14 protein-coding genes are annotated in these 13558 nt (G+C 62.2%); 8 read left to right on the top strand and 6 right to left on the bottom strand.

Going from position 1 to position 13558, the window contains the following annotated elements; translation table 11 throughout:
• Positions 1 to 10 precede the first annotated feature (10 nt).
• Both AC1DVN_RS01675 and AC1DVN_RS01680 read left to right on the top strand, forming a co-directional pair.
• A complete protein-coding gene (locus AC1DVN_RS01675) occupies positions 11 to 568 on the top strand; it encodes a TetR/AcrR family transcriptional regulator (RefSeq protein WP_003940110.1) in 558 nt (185 codons plus the stop codon).
• Positions 569 to 776: 208 nt separating this feature from the next.
• Positions 777 to 2417: an ABC-F family ATP-binding cassette domain-containing protein gene (locus AC1DVN_RS01680; RefSeq protein ID WP_092764343.1), complete on the top strand. Its 1641-nt coding sequence runs from the start codon at positions 777 to 779 to the stop codon at positions 2415 to 2417.
• A 69-nt stretch (positions 2418 to 2486) separates the two neighbouring features.
• Here AC1DVN_RS01680 and AC1DVN_RS01685 read toward each other — a convergent pair whose 3' ends face one another.
• The 6 genes from AC1DVN_RS01685 to AC1DVN_RS01710 all read right to left on the bottom strand — a co-directional run bounded on the left by AC1DVN_RS01685 (position 2487) and on the right by AC1DVN_RS01710 (position 7957).
• Positions 2487 to 2975: a nuclear transport factor 2 family protein gene (locus tag AC1DVN_RS01685; protein ID WP_092764345.1), complete on the bottom strand. Its 489-nt coding sequence runs from the start codon at positions 2973 to 2975 to the stop codon at positions 2487 to 2489.
• A 27-nt stretch (positions 2976 to 3002) separates the two neighbouring features.
• On the bottom strand, positions 3003 to 4316 hold the full coding sequence (locus AC1DVN_RS01690) for an MFS transporter (RefSeq protein ID WP_007731424.1): 1314 nt from the start codon (positions 4314 to 4316) through the stop codon (positions 3003 to 3005).
• A gap of 76 nt (positions 4317 to 4392) precedes the next feature.
• Entirely contained in the window at positions 4393 to 5850 is a 1458-nt protein-coding gene (locus AC1DVN_RS01695; RefSeq protein ID WP_019745203.1) for an FAD-dependent oxidoreductase, read from the bottom strand.
• The gene (locus tag AC1DVN_RS01700) at positions 5847 to 6629 is read right to left on the bottom strand and encodes an SDR family NAD(P)-dependent oxidoreductase (protein WP_019745204.1); all 783 of its coding nucleotides are present in this window, start codon (positions 6627 to 6629) and stop codon (positions 5847 to 5849) included. The genes AC1DVN_RS01695 and AC1DVN_RS01700 overlap by 4 nt, the downstream gene beginning before the upstream one ends.
• Positions 6622 to 7458 carry an SDR family NAD(P)-dependent oxidoreductase gene (locus AC1DVN_RS01705; RefSeq protein ID WP_019745205.1) on the bottom strand — a complete coding sequence of 279 codons (837 nt, stop codon included), beginning with the start codon at positions 7456 to 7458 and terminating at the stop codon, positions 6622 to 6624. The genes AC1DVN_RS01700 and AC1DVN_RS01705 overlap by 8 nt, the downstream gene beginning before the upstream one ends.
• 49 nt (positions 7459 to 7507) lie before the next feature.
• Complete coding sequence (locus AC1DVN_RS01710) at positions 7508 to 7957, bottom strand: nuclear transport factor 2 family protein (RefSeq protein WP_019745206.1); 450 nt, start codon at positions 7955 to 7957, stop codon at positions 7508 to 7510.
• A gap of 138 nt (positions 7958 to 8095) precedes the next feature.
• Between AC1DVN_RS01710 and AC1DVN_RS01715 the strand changes: the two genes are divergently transcribed.
• The 6 genes from AC1DVN_RS01715 to AC1DVN_RS01740 all read left to right on the top strand — a co-directional run bounded on the left by AC1DVN_RS01715 (position 8096) and on the right by AC1DVN_RS01740 (position 13551).
• Positions 8096 to 8818: an IclR family transcriptional regulator gene (locus tag AC1DVN_RS01715; RefSeq protein WP_029256190.1), complete on the top strand. Its 723-nt coding sequence runs from the start codon at positions 8096 to 8098 to the stop codon at positions 8816 to 8818.
• A 131-nt stretch (positions 8819 to 8949) separates the two neighbouring features.
• Complete coding sequence (locus AC1DVN_RS01720; protein WP_020970712.1) at positions 8950 to 9915, top strand: pirin family protein; 966 nt, start codon at positions 8950 to 8952, stop codon at positions 9913 to 9915.
• A gap of 1 nt (position 9916) precedes the next feature.
• On the top strand, positions 9917 to 10663 hold the full coding sequence (locus AC1DVN_RS01725; RefSeq protein ID WP_092764347.1) for a pirin family protein: 747 nt from the start codon (positions 9917 to 9919) through the stop codon (positions 10661 to 10663).
• Positions 10664 to 10777: 114 nt separating this feature from the next.
• A complete protein-coding gene (locus AC1DVN_RS01730; protein ID WP_020970714.1) occupies positions 10778 to 11560 on the top strand; it encodes a pirin family protein in 783 nt (260 codons plus the stop codon).
• A gap of 44 nt (positions 11561 to 11604) precedes the next feature.
• A complete protein-coding gene (locus AC1DVN_RS01735) occupies positions 11605 to 12531 on the top strand; it encodes a PaaI family thioesterase (RefSeq protein ID WP_092764349.1) in 927 nt (308 codons plus the stop codon).
• 66 nt (positions 12532 to 12597) lie between these two features.
• On the top strand, positions 12598 to 13551 hold the full coding sequence (locus AC1DVN_RS01740; RefSeq protein ID WP_092764350.1) for an intradiol ring-cleavage dioxygenase: 954 nt from the start codon (positions 12598 to 12600) through the stop codon (positions 13549 to 13551).
• The last annotated feature ends 7 nt before the right edge of the window (positions 13552 to 13558 follow it).

Consider the following 13558-nt stretch of genomic DNA (forward strand, 5'->3'; position numbering starts at 1 on the left):
AGATGCGTGCATGAGAACTCCGGTTACCCGTGAACGCGTGATCGCTGCCGCAGCCGACCTGGTCGACAGCAAAGGCGCCGACGCTCTGGTACTGAGTCAACTCGCCGAGACCCTCGACGTCCGGCAGTCAGCCCTGTACAAACACGTCGACGGGGTCGACGACGTCCACCATCAACTCAGCCTCCTCGCACGCAACCTTCTCGCCGAACAACTGCGTGCCGCCGCGGTTGGTCTCTCGCGCGACGACGCCGTCATGGCGCTCGCAGACGCATGGCGTGCCTTCGTCCGGGTGCACCCCGGGCTCTACGCCATCACCGACCGCTACCCCACTGCTCCGCATCCCGATCTGGTCTCCGCCGTGGGCGAGGTGGTAGACGTCATCAACAAGGTGATCGCGGGATACGGTCTGAGCCCGGATGATTCGGAGCAGGCGGCGTGGTCTCTTCGTAGCGCGCTGCACGGTTTCTGCATCCTCGAATCGGTAGAGGGCCAACCGGCCGGCACCGACCCGGATCGGGTGTATCGAAGACTGGTCGAACTTCTCTGCGCCGGTATTGCTCGTATGTAAATACCGGCTCCTGTTATCGTCGGATGAAACCGCACAGACCAAAAAGGATCAGACATGGTTGGTGAACTCGACATCTCCGGATAAAACCGGGCATGACGGCCACCGGCAGACGCCTCGGAGCGCTGCCGTAGTGGCCATGTTGTCGTTCACTTACCCGACTTTTTGCGGAGCAGCGTTGCCGCGCCCGCACGACACCTGAGGTCTATTCATGTCCGATACCTACATCGTTTGCTCGAATCTGTCTTTTGCCTGGCCGGACGACACTCCGGTCTTCGACGAATTGTCCTTCACGGTGCCCGGTGGCCGAACCGGGCTGGTTGCCCAGAACGGCGTCGGGAAAAGCACTCTGCTCAGATTGATCGCCGGTCAACTCCGCCCACGCGCCGGCAGTGTGTCCGTCGACGGCGTTCTCGGATACCTTCCGCAAGACCTTCCACTGACGGGCGATCTGACCGTTGCCGAGGTCTTGGGCATCGCCCCGACGCTCGCTGCGCTGGACGCTGTCGAATCCGGAGACACACGAGAAGAACACTTCACGACAATCGGGTCCGACTGGGACGTCGAAGAGCGGACCCGAGCCCAACTCGGCCGACTCAGTTTGAGTGACATGACGTTTGATCGTCGTCTCGACACTCTGAGCGGCGGGCAGGTCGTCTCGCTCGGACTGGTGGCTCAACTCCTGCGACGCCCCGATGTCCTTCTCCTCGACGAACCCACCAACAATCTCGACCTTGACGCGCGCCGCAGACTTTACGACGTTCTCGACGACTGGAGTGGCTGTCTGTTGGTAGTCAGCCACGATCGAGGACTACTCGACCGTATGGACCGCATCGCCGAACTTCACAGCGGCGAGATCAGCTTCTACGGTGGCAATTTCACCGACTACGAAGCTGCGGCACGCTCGGCTCGCGAGGTGGCGGAGAAGAACATCCGCAACGCCGAGCAGGACGTCAAACGCGAGAAGCGCGAACTGCAGCAGGCCCGAGAACGCGCTTCACGACGCGCAAGTAACGCTGCCCGCAATCTCGGGAACGCGGGCTTGCCCAAGATCTTTGCGGGGACCATGAAGCGCAATGCTCAGGAGTCGGCCGGCAAGGCGAACGAGACACACCTCGCCCGGGTCGACGCGGCAAAGGACCGACTCGACAGAGCGGGCCGCGCTCTTCGAGACGATCAGACGATTTCGCTCGAACTGCCAGGCACTCACGTACCCGCCGGACGCATGGTGTTCTTTGGTGAGCGAATGCAATTCGCGTTCGGCGATCGTGAGATCTTCGCCGACCCCGGCATTGACCTGGCCATTCGAGGACCGGAGCGTATCGCGTTGACCGGGCCGAACGGCGCCGGAAAGTCGACGCTACTTCGCATCGTCAACGGGGATGTTGCGCCGACTTCCGGTGAGGTCAAGCGAGCCGACGGCCGGGTGGCATATCTGTCGCAGAGGCTCGACCTACTCGACCCCGCACGCACCGTCGCCGAGAACTTTGCATTGTCGGCTCCAGGCCTTCCGGCACCGGAACGCATGAACATCCTGGCGCGCTTCCTCTTTCGGGGTGCGGGTGCTCACCTACCCGTCGCTGCACTCTCGGGCGGTGAACGGCTGCGGGCTACGTTGGCATGCGTTCTCTTCGCCGATCCGGCCCCGCAATTGCTTCTTCTCGACGAGCCGACCAACAACCTCGACTTGGTGAGCGTTGCTCAACTCGAAAGTGCCCTGAATGCATATCAGGGGGCGTTCGTGGTGGTCAGCCACGACGAGAGATTCCTGGCCGAGGTCAAGGTCGAACGCTGGCTCAGGCTCTCGGACGGCCGTTTGACCGAGGTCGCCGCACCGGACGCAGTGGGCTGACACGACCAGTGAACAGGCGAAAGGCCTTCACACACATCGTGTGTGAAGGCCTTTCGTCTGCACTACTGGTCAAGGCGTCCTGGTGTACACCGGATCGTCGAAGGATCGGCGTTGGGTCACCCAGTCAGTGGGCAGAACGTTTTCGATCACGTCTTCACGGGATTCGTCGAACACGACGATCCGATCGGCGATTCGCCACTCACCACGGCGCCTTTCGAACCTGTCGACGTAACGGCACTTGATCGTGGCAAGCGTCTGCACCGAATCCGTACCGGAACGCTCCTGCCGCAGAAAACACAAACAGTACGACTCACACTGAGCGACATCGCCGTTGACGTCGATCAGTATGTTGGAAATGCAGTGAATCGACGAGTCGATCGTCTTGTGCCTGAACTTCATGTCTTCGATGAGCCCGTCGACAGTTCCGATGTAACCACCGTGGTTGTCTATCGCGTCGTCGAAGTAGCAGAGAGCTACGCTGTCGAAATCTTTCCGATCGACGGCCCGAGCGTAGCGATACAGAACTTCGGTGATCTCTTGCTTGTCAGCGAGGGACACAACACGTCTCCTGTTCTCCCGAGGTGATCAATCAACCTGCAGTTCAACGCCCTTGGTCTCCTTGATGAAGAAGACCGTGACGAGGGTGATCACGGCACAGAACACGAAGTATCCGGCCGGGGCGAGAGAGTTACCGGTCAAGCTGATGAGATAGGTGGCGATGAAGGGCGCGGTGCCACCGAGGAACATGTTGGTGACGTTGTTACCCAAGGCCAGACCGCTGTACCGCACAGATGCTTTCAGCATTTCGACATAGGTCACGTACGAAGCACCGTTGACAACGGAAACGCAGATGAAGAGCACCGACTGACCGACAACCGCCTGCCAGATACCAGAACCGGCCATCATCATGAACATCGGGATTCCGAGAACCACTGCGGCGGCACTACCGGCGAACAGCACCGGCCGGCGCCCGTACTTGTCTGCCATGTATCCCGAGATCGGCAACGTGATGACGCCGAGAACCAGCGCAAGAGAAGTGGAAAGGAAGGCAACGCGCGACGAGTGACCGCCGGTGGTCTGCAGGTACGTTGCGGCATACACCGAGGCGATGTAGTAGCCACCGGTGATGAGTGCACCCAGCAGGATGATCTTGACGACGCTGCCACCGGAGGTGCTGAGCAGCTCACGGATGGGAAGCTTCTTGGTCTCACCCTTGTCCTGCAGTTCCTCGAACTGAGGAGTGTCTTCCATCTGGCTACGGATCCAGATACCGATGCCACCGATCAGCAGGCTGAGCAGGAACGGGATACGCCAAGCCCACTCGAGGATCTGCTCTTGCGAGAATACCGACGTCAGGCCGAGGGCCATGAGCGAAGCAGCCAGCGAACCCAGGTAGGTGCCGGTATTGACCATCGAGGTCTGCGTCGCACGCCACCGCTTGGGAGCGGACTCGGAGACAAACGCGTTGGCACCGCCGAGTTCACCGCCGGCCGCGAAGCCCTGCAGGCAACGAGCCAGAACGAGGATGGACGTGGCCCACACACCCAACGTGGCGTACGTCGGCAGCAGGCCCATGCCTGCTGTCGCCAGAACCATCAGAAGGATGGTCCAGGAGAGAGCATTCTTTCGGCCGTACTTGTCGCCGATGTGGCCGAAGAAGATTCCGCCGGGCACGCGTAGAAAGAAGGCCACGGCGAATGCTGCAAAGGTACCGAGCAGTGCTGCGTTCGGGTCGTGGGAAACGAAGAACAGCGCGGCGATTGTCGTGGCCATGTATCCGTAGATACCGAAGTCGTAGTACTCGACGACGGTACCGACGATGGCCGCGCGAATTACCTTCGTCGTCGACTGTCGTTCGGTTGCCACGCTGCTGCCCTCGGTGGATTCGGCTCTCGCCATGGTCTCATTCTCTGACATGTTGTTCCCTGCCTGGATTGGATACTGACTGGATTCGGTGCCGCGCAGACGTCGGACGTCAGGAGTGCGCGATGGAATGGACCGGTGCGCTCTCAGCGCTGGTCCTGGTGTAATTCGCCGCATTACGTCCCGCTACGCGGCCCATGGTCAAAGCGTTGGCAACTGCATTGCCGCCGCCCACGTATCTCAGTCCGAGGATTCCGGCGCCGGCCTCACCGGCCGCGTACAGACCCTCGATAGGTACTCCGGTGCTGCCGAGTACGGCCGCATCGGTGTTGATCTCCATTCCCGCGTGCGTGCATACGAGCTCCGCCGGAAGGATTTTCGCGGCATAGAACGGTGCTGTCGCAATAGGATCCGGGTTGCCGACGGCACCCTTGTTTCGCAGCGTGCGATGACGGAGGAAGTCGTCGTCGTGACCGCTGGGCAGTTGGTCGTTCCATCGACGCAGGGTTTGCGTCAACGTCGCAACCGGAACACCCGTAGCCACTGCGAGGTCTTCGATCGTATCCGCGCGAATCGTGCCACCGGCGGCAACTTCTTCCTCGATGCGTTCGGGATTCCAATCCGCATATCCCGGAGCCAGATTCACGCGAGCGTTCTCGTCGAAGATCATCCAACCGTATCCACCCTGATGGTCGATGATGCCGGTCGAGACGGCGTACGAGCTGTCCTCGTCCATGAATCGACGGCCGTCCTGGTTGACGTAGATCCGCGACTTCGGCGGAAAACCGGCCTGCCAGTGATGGAATCGCTGGAAGTAGACCGTGGGCAGCATCAGACCCCAGCCGTCGCCCGCCACGGAAGCACCGAGGTCTTCGGCAAAACGAAGATGGTCTCCGCGACTCCCCTCGGCTGCGACGACGAACAAGGCGTCTCCGGCCTTGTTCGCGTCCGGGAAGTGGCGCGCCACCAAGCCCGGATCTTGCGCGAATCCACCGGAAGCAACAACGACGGCGCCCGCACGTACCTCGATGTCGTCGGCGACAACACCGACAACCCGACCGTCTTCCTCGATCAGCTTCTGCACCCGTGTTCCGAAGATGACCTCGATCCCGTGCTTACGACGAGCCTTGTCCAGCACCTGAATCAGTCCGTATCCCTGATCCTTGGGCACATGGCCGCGCCAGACGTCCTCGACGCCGGCCTGGGCGAGTCCCGGTTGGTGAGCGTTACCCGAGATTGCCGCCGGAATTTCGACGCCAAGTCCGATGAGCCATTCCAGTGTCGGACCGGCGTTTTCGCAGAACGCACGAATCAATCCGGGTGAGAGCATCCACTGGTTGAGGTCCATGTAGTGCTGGAAGAACTTCTCCGCCGAGTCGTCGACGCCGAGTCCGGCCTGCACGCTTGTTCCGGCGGCCGTGAAGATTCCGGCCGAGAGCGCAGTGGAACCACCGAGTTCGGTTTCGGACTCGAACAGCAGAACGGATGCACCTTCTTCTGCCGCGGACACCGCAGCCGCGAGGCCTGCTCCGCCGCCACCGATGACAACGACGTCCCAGTGCTCGGTCATGAAAGTTCTCCAGTCTCCGCGATGATGCGGTGGTAAAGACCGTTCGACACCAACCCGCCGTCGACAGTGAGCTCCGTACCGGTGGTGTAGGTCGAGCTGTTCGAGAGCAGGAACAGCACTGCTTCGGTGATCTCGTCGAGAGTTCCCATGCGTCCGAAGGGAACCGACTTCAGTGACGCGGCGACGAAGTCGTTTGCGCCGCCGAGCAGCGCCGTACCGACCAGTCCCGGGTGCACAGAGTTGACGCGAATCCCCCACTGCGCGAAGTTGCCCGCGGCCGACTTCGACAGACCGGTCAAACCCCACTTGCTCGACGAGTAAGCCGGAGAGAAGTACCCGATCTGACCGGCGATGGACGAGATGTTGACGATCGATCCGCCACCACTCTCGCGCATCAGCGGCGCCACCGCCTTCATACCGTAGAACGGACCGAAGAGGTTGATCTTCATGGTCAGTTCCCAGATGTCGTTCGGGGTGTCCATGAATTCGAGCCGACGCGAGATGCCGGCGTTGTTGACCAGTCCACCGAGTTCCCCACGGGTGGTGCGAATTTCGTCGACAACCCGGTCCCAGGCATCGGCATCGGTGACGTCCAGAAGATGAGCGGACGCCGATCCGCCGGCGGAGACAATGTCGTCGACCACGCCGGATGAATCCGAAACATCGGCAATGCAGACATGCGAACCGCGCGCGGCGAGAGTGCGCGCGTGATGCGCTCCCATCCCGGCAGCACCGCCGGTAACGAGAACGACGCCGGGATATTTCGTGGACTCAGACATGCCGCGAACCACCGTCCACCGCAATGCTGTGCCCGGTGACGTAGCGCGCGCTGTCCGAGAGCAGGAACAGCAGCGGCCCGAAGACCTCTTCGGGCGAGCCCAGACGATGCAGCGGTACCGCGTCGAGTGCGTTCGCGAGCGCGATCGGATCATCCTGGACCCACTTCGTCATCGCCGTGTCGATGTAGCCGGGCGCAATGGAGTTCACACGAATACCCTTGTCTCCGAACTCCACTGCGAGCGACTCAGTGAGGTGCGCGACGGCAGCTTTCGACGTGCAGTAAGCGCCTCTCCCCTTCCGCACACGCAGCGCAGATACCGAGGACATGTTGACGATGGCGCCGCCGGGACCGAGGTGGCGTGCCGCTGCCTGAGCACCGTAGAGCACTCCTTCGACATTGACACTCAGCGTTGCGCCGATCTGCTCCGGGGTGATCTCCTCGGCCAGCGCGAACGGGAAGATACCCGCATTGTTGATCCAGAAATCGACCCGGCCGAACTCCTTCAACGCCAACTGCGCAAGCAGTTCGTGCTCGTCCGGCTTGGTGACGTCGACCCGAGCTCCGACGACGCGACCCGGCTTGTCCGCCAGTGCATTCGATTCCAGGTCCGTATTGATTCGTGCGGCCGTGGCGAGCATCTGCTCTTCGTTGATGTCGGCACCGACGACATGTACGCCGCGTGTTGCCAGCCCTTCGGCGAAGGTCGCACCCATACCCTGAGCCGCGCCGGTCACCACTGCGACCTTGCCTGCCAACTCCGGGTACACCGCCGACATCTGCGTCACAACGGTGCGGCCCGGGTTCGTCTGGTCAGAGCTTTCGGTCATGATGTACTTCTCCTACTGAATATTGTTGTGCAAGAAACATTTCGGTACTTCAGCCGTGTTCGGACACTCGAGGTGCGTCGTCTCGGGAGACGGTGCGGCGGGCGATCTTCCATTCCTCACCGACCCGAACCACGCGGTCAGCGACCGTCGTCATCCGAACCAGTCGCGATTCGCCGCCGCGAGCGGTGGCAACGATCTGCAGGTACCCGCGCACTGCGAGAGCACTCTCGTCCACCGCCTCGACGACGAGATTGGTCAGAACGTGCCGATGCACCTCGTCGACAGCTTCCGCAGCAGCGTAAAAGCGAGCAGCAAACGCTGCAAGGTCGTCGAAACCGACCACGGGTTCCGGATAACTGGCTGAATGAAATTCACCGTTGTCCGTGAATGTCTGCGCCCAATCCTGCTGGCGCCCAGAGTCTATGCAATGACTCTGGTGGCCGTACAGCTGGTGGATTGCGACAACATCCTCCGTTGCCACGACGCGATAGTTGCTCATGAAGGTTCTCTCCGAACACGCTGCGCTGCATCCACCCGAAGGTTGTGCAGCTCCGTAAAGTGTGCGATAATCGCACACACTGTGCGATATGTTCAAAGCGTAGGTGGCATACCTCACAAACGTCAAGAAAGGGATTTGATGTCAGAGCTGAGCGAGGAACACCGTCCGCGCAAAAGCGCAGTTCAAGTGGACTCGAGCATGTCGAAAACGCTGCACCACGGACTCGAGATCCTGGAACTCCTGACGTCCTATCCGCACGGTTTGTCAGTCACGGACATTGCCGACGGAGTGGGAGTCCACCGGACTGTCGCACATCGGTTGATCCGCACGCTCGAGGCTCATCACCTGTGCCGCAAGGACTCCTTCAAGCGCGTCACTCTCGGCGCCGGACTGGTCACCCTCGCCGAACCGGTGGAACAAGATTTGCGAACCCTGGCCCGCCCGATACTTCAAGAACTTGCCGAGGCCACCGAGGCGACAGCACACCTGGTGGTCCGCGAGAGCGACACCGAAGTGCGCGCACTGATGGTGGTCGAACCGCGCAGCGCCAAGGTTCACGTCGCGTTTCATCCGGGGCAGGTTGATCCGATCGACCGCGGCTCCGCCGGGCTTTCCATTCTTGCCTCACTCCCACCGGTGAGCGGGGAACGAGAGGAAGTGACGGCTGCCCGCGCACGGGGTTATGCAGTGACCGTCGGGGAGGTCATCCCGTCCGTCCTCGGAATCTCGGCAGTCATCCCCGGCAGACGCCGCGACGCCATCTCCAGCCTCGGAATCTCCGTGTTCGACTCCGAGGATCAAGCAGCCCTGGGCGCCGAGGTCATGGCAGCGGCAAAAACCCTCGGCAGCATGTTGCGCTGATCCAGACAACAGGCTGATCCGAACACCAGCCGAGCCCCGGGAATACCCGGGGCTCGACTTTGTTGACTCCGAATGAGATAGTTGAACAATCAACTACCTGACATCAGCTTCACGGATACAAGGAGTACGACATGCCTGCTGTGACAGTCGAGAACATCTTGGCCCTGCCCCGCCTCGACGAGCCGGCAGAGTCAGCAGTCGACCGCCCCGTCAAGAGCATCACCACCGCGCCGGTCGGATACGAAGGTGAAGGCTTTCCCGTTCACCGCGCGTTCGCCGGCATCGACCTCTCCGCCCTCGACCCGTTCATCCACATGGACCAGATGGGCGAAGTCAACTACGCACCCGGAGAGCCCAAGGGCACTCCGTGGCACCCGCACCGCGGCTTCGAAACCGTCACCTACATGATCGACGGCATCATGGAGCACCAGGACTCCAACGGTGGCGGCGGTGTAATCGGCGGCGGCGACACCCAGTGGATGACCGCGGGTGGCGGCATCCTTCACATCGAAACTCCGCCGGAGCACCTCGTCCTCAGCGGCGGCCTGTTCCACGGCGTCCAACTGTGGGTCAACCTGCCTCGCGACAACAAGATGGCATCTCCGCGGTACCAGGACATCACGGGCAACAAGGTGGCCCTGCTTTCCTCGCCGGACGGCGGAGCCTTGGTGCGCGTCATCGCCGGAGACATCGCCGGCCACGCCGGACCCGGATCGACGTACACACCCATCGCGCTCTCCCACACCACTATTGCCCCGGGTGCGAGCCTGACTCTGCCCTGGAACCCCGAGTTCAACGCCATCGTCTACGTGCTCGCCGGCGAAGGAACGGTCGGAGCCGAGCGTCGACCCATTCGAGTAGGGCAGACGGCTGTCTTCGGACGCGGTGACTCCATCACCGTCGCCGCTTCCGATCGCCAGGATTCGCGGACCGAGTCCCTCGAGGTATTCATCCTCGGTGGCAAACCGATTCGTGAGCCCATCGCGATGGCCGGGCCGTTCGTCATGAACACCAAGTCCGAGGTCATGCAGGCCTTCGAGGACTTCCAGGCCGGACGCCTCGGATCCATCCCGGCAGCACACGAAAAGCTGAGCTGACATGTCGTCGGTGGTCGTCCAACGAGCAGCCGAACGTGCGCACCTCAACTACGGCTGGCTCACCGCGCGTCACAGTTTCCCCTTCGCCGGAAACTTCGATCACGCCGCGTACGCGCACGGACTTCTGTTGGTGAACAACGACGACATCATCGAAGCCGGCTCCGGTTTCGACACTCATCAGCACCGCGATACCGAGATCGTGACGTGGGTGCTCAGCGGATCTCTGGTTCACCAGGATTCCGCTGGGCACTCCGGCGTCATCCATCGCGGACTCGCGCAGAGAATGAGCGCCGGTACCGGAATCCTGCACTCCGAGCGCAACGATCGCTTCCGGGCCGACGGCTCACGCGTCACCGAACCCGTTCACGTCGTTCAGATGTGGATACCGCCGGACGAATCCGGAGTGACCCCGAGCTATCAGGAACTCGACATCAACTCCGAACTCGACAGCGGTGGCCTGATCACCCTGGCATCGGGGATGCCTGCGCATCGCAGTCACAGCGCCATCGGCCTGCACAACAAACATGCGGCACTACATGTTGCTCGCCTCGAGACCGGCGGGTCGGTATCTCTTCCGGATGCGCCGTACGTGCACGGGTTCATCGCCAGCGGCACTGTCGACGTCGAGGGAGTCGGATTGCTGGGACCAGGAGATTCGTTGCGACTCAAGGACACTGGCGGTCAACGAGTCGAGGGAATCGACGATGCGGAGATACTCGTGTGGGAGATGCACGCGTCGACGAACTGACGACACCACCGAGTACGCCCAATGTTCGGACTACACAGCAGGTTCGTCGTAGGGTGGATGCCGGTAGTGGTGGATCCGGTAGTGATGGATCCCGGTGGCACAGAAGGAGGAGCCATGGCATCTGGTCGAGCACAGGCCCCACGGACGACACCGCACATCGATGTGCACCGCTCCGGTGATCGCTTGAAATCCCGCGTCTCCTGGCTGGATTCGAAACATTCGTTCTCGTTCGGACAGCATTACGATCCGGACAACACTCATCACGGATTGCTGCTCGTCAACAACGACGACACCGTACTGGCGGGAACCGGTTTCGATACGCACCCGCACAAGGACATGGAAATCGTGACGTGGGTACTTCGCGGTTCGCTCGTGCACCAGGATTCCATCGGCCACACCGGCGTCATCTATCCAGGCCTCGCCCAGCGCATGAGCGCCGGTACCGGAATCATGCACAGCGAGAAGAACGATTCGTGGCGTATTGGCGGCGAACAGCATTCCGACCCCGTGCATTTCATCCAGATGTGGGTGGTACCGGACGAAGGTGGACTGACCCCCGGCTACGAACAACTCGAGATCGACGACGAACTGCTGCGCGGCGGTCTGATCCCGGTGGCCTCCGGAATGGAGCGCTACAAGGATCATTCGGCGATTCGCATCAACAACAAGAACGCCGCCATGCACGTCGCGCGGATTCTGCCCGGCACCTCCGTGAATCTTCCCAGCGCACCGTTCCTGCACGTCTTCGTTGCGCAGGGCACTGCCGAGATGGAGGGCGTGGGCACACTGTACGAGGGTGATGCCGTCCGGTTGAGCGATTCGGGTGGGCAGCAACTGACCTCCGACGCCGGGGCGGAAGTCCTCGTCTGGGAGATGCATTCACGTATCGGTGGTTGAGACCCGGTCTCGGCAGGACTGGGTGCGCTGGAGATACTCGACGGATGAGCATCGACAACTCCGCCGCACCCGTCACGCAACTTGACCCCCTCAACACCTTGATGGGTGTGCGCGCCGTATCGGTCGTGCCTGGCGACTTGGCCTTCGCGCAGGCAGTCGGCCCGCGCTTCCACGATCACCGTGGCAAGACGGTGCTCGGTTCCATCGGCGTCATGATCGACGGTGCCATGGGCGGCGCGGTGTACTCGGGACTGACCTCGGGCCATCAATCCGTGCTCGCGCAGGTCACGGTCAGCGCGGGCGCCGACATTCCCGCTCTCGCAGACGTCGGCGCCACCGGCACGCTCGTGCATCTCGACGACGGCGTCGGGCTCGCGTCCGGTCAACTTCGCGACGAGAACGGCACCCTGCTGGCCGTGATGGCCGGCCGCGCAATGGTGGTCTCGCGTCCACCCGTCGTCGGAATCGACGACTACGTGGACGGTGCGCCGCTACCGGTCCCGACGCCGGAGAAAACGAGCAACCTGAGTGGGTTGGCGGGGTCCGACGTCGTCGAAGGTATCCGAGGCGGCAAACTCGAACGCGGACCGCTCGCCGGGCTACTCGATCTTGCTGTCGTCGACGTGACGCCAGGTTCCGTCGTCGGTGAGTTCTCACCCGTGGCCTGGATGGCCAACCCGCTGGGCGCCGTGCAGGGTGGTGTCCTCATCTCGGCAGTCGACGCCATTACGGGACTGGCAGCACAGACCCTGACCAGCGCCGATCAGGACTATCGCGTCCTCGACCACAAGATCGACTTCCTGCGCTCACCCGACATCGGTGGGCCGGTCTTGCGCGCCGAAGCCTCCGTGATTCGCGCCGGGCGCAGGCTCGCGCTGATCGAAACTCGCATCGTCGACGCCGGCGGACAGGTCTACGTACGGGCCACCTCGAGCATCCAGATGCTCTCCCAGCAAGTTCACAGCGGATAACCAGTTCCGCACCAGGTCGCCCGTCCACCATTGAGACAACAGCCCACACAATGGAGGTACAGCGGCGTGAACAAAGACATCGAAGCGAGCAGGCTACGCGTGAGCCGTCGACGGGCCCTCGCTCTCGGCGGAACCATCAGTCTCGGCGGGCTCATCGCAGCCTGTTCCGGTAACAGTGGCACCGCCACGACGACTTCGGCCGCGGCTGCATCGACGACAACCACGTCCGGCGCTTCCGCAGCGGCCACATCCGGCGATGCCGTCACCGCACTTCTGGCCAAAGCACCGCAGTGCGTCATGAGCAAGGAAGAGACACAGGGCCCCTACTGGTTCGACGTCGACTCCATTCGCGGCGACATCCGCGAAGACCGTCCGGGCACCACACTGCAGGTGGCAATGCGCGTGCAGGACAACAGCCAGTGCAACGTCGACGGCAGCATCGGCGCGGTCTCCAACGCCGTCGTCGAGATCTGGCACTGCGACGCCGGCGGCGTGTACTCCGGCTTCGAATCCGGTTCGCTGAGCGCCAACGGCGGCGGCGGTGGCGGCGGCGGAACTCCCCCGGCCGGCGGGATGGGCGAACCACCGTCAGGCGCCCCCGGCGGAATGGGCGGCGGCATGGGAGGGTCCGGAGAGACCTCCGACGGTTCATACAGCGTCGGCGACACCGAAGCCACCACCACCGACGACGGCACCTACCTGCGCGGTGCCCAGACCACCGATGCAAACGGCATCGCACAGTTCACAACGATCTTCCCCGGCTGGTACATGGGCCGCACCACCCACATCCACGTCAAGGTTCACATCGACAAGAAGACGGTCCTCACGTCGCAGACCTTCTTCGACGAGACCCTTCTCGACGAGGTGTACTCGCAGTCCCCGTACAGCGAGCACACCGGTCGTGAGAACAACACGAACAACGCCAGTGACGGTATCTACGACGACACCGGCCTCATGACCGTCGAGAAGCAGTCGGACGGTTCCTACCTCGCCGTCATCAACCTGGGTATCGACGCCTGAGGTAGGA

This window comes from Rhodococcus sp. P4_E4 (assembly GCF_056401575.1).

What these genes read in the sequence shown, in the direction of transcription:
- AC1DVN_RS01730 (WP_020970714.1), top strand. Translation starts at nt 10,778, where the DNA reads ATGGCATCTGGTCGAGCACAGGCCCCACGGACGACACCGCACATCGAT.
- AC1DVN_RS01690 (WP_007731424.1), bottom strand. Translation starts at nt 4,316, where the DNA reads ATGGCGAGAGCCGAATCCACCGAGGGCAGCAGCGTGGCAACCGAACGA.
- AC1DVN_RS01695 (WP_019745203.1), bottom strand. Translation starts at nt 5,850, where the DNA reads ATGACCGAGCACTGGGACGTCGTTGTCATCGGTGGCGGCGGAGCAGGC.
- AC1DVN_RS01725 (WP_092764347.1), top strand. Translation starts at nt 9,917, where the DNA reads ATGTCGTCGGTGGTCGTCCAACGAGCAGCCGAACGTGCGCACCTCAAC.
- AC1DVN_RS01705 (WP_019745205.1), bottom strand. Translation starts at nt 7,458, where the DNA reads ATGACCGAAAGCTCTGACCAGACGAACCCGGGCCGCACCGTTGTGACG.
- AC1DVN_RS01735 (WP_092764349.1), top strand. Translation starts at nt 11,605, where the DNA reads ATGAGCATCGACAACTCCGCCGCACCCGTCACGCAACTTGACCCCCTC.
- AC1DVN_RS01680 (WP_092764343.1), top strand. Translation starts at nt 777, where the DNA reads ATGTCCGATACCTACATCGTTTGCTCGAATCTGTCTTTTGCCTGGCCG.
- AC1DVN_RS01675 (WP_003940110.1), top strand. Translation starts at nt 11, where the DNA reads ATGAGAACTCCGGTTACCCGTGAACGCGTGATCGCTGCCGCAGCCGAC.
- AC1DVN_RS01720 (WP_020970712.1), top strand. Translation starts at nt 8,950, where the DNA reads ATGCCTGCTGTGACAGTCGAGAACATCTTGGCCCTGCCCCGCCTCGAC.
- AC1DVN_RS01715 (WP_029256190.1), top strand. Translation starts at nt 8,096, where the DNA reads ATGTCAGAGCTGAGCGAGGAACACCGTCCGCGCAAAAGCGCAGTTCAA.
- AC1DVN_RS01700 (WP_019745204.1), bottom strand. Translation starts at nt 6,629, where the DNA reads ATGTCTGAGTCCACGAAATATCCCGGCGTCGTTCTCGTTACCGGCGGT.
- AC1DVN_RS01710 (WP_019745206.1), bottom strand. Translation starts at nt 7,957, where the DNA reads ATGAGCAACTATCGCGTCGTGGCAACGGAGGATGTTGTCGCAATCCAC.